Below are 261 nucleotides of genomic sequence, written 5' to 3'. Positions count from 1 at the left end.
CGCCACCACGACGACCGCGTCCGGGAGCGTCGCCCAGTAGTAGTCCTTCTCGGAGCCGTCGGGTTGCTCGACGCGGTCACGGCCGCCGGTGAACCACGGCGTCTCGTACTCCGCGACGGACTCTCGAACCGGCCACTCAGCAGGGGGGAGGTCGCGACTCATTCGTCCCCACGAACGATCTCCAGTCGGTAGTCCGTTCCGTTGTACGTCACGTGCGCCACGTCCCCCTCGACCGCGTTCGGCACGCGCGTCGCGAGCGCA

General features: G+C 69.0%; 1 pseudogene. It reads right to left on the bottom strand.

Annotated features, from left to right (window positions below):
* Positions 1 to 162 (bottom strand): annotated as a pseudogene (locus SM753_RS20810) (NUDIX hydrolase); the annotation flags it as partial.
* Between the last annotated feature and the right edge of the window lie 99 nt (positions 163 to 261).

Source organism: Halostella sp. PRR32 (assembly GCF_034808085.1).
GTDB classification, from domain to species: Archaea; Halobacteriota; Halobacteria; order Halobacteriales; family Natronoarchaeaceae; genus Halostella; species Halostella pelagica.
Note: the sequence above shows the minus strand (reverse complement) of the source record. Positions and strands in the feature narration are given on the sequence as shown.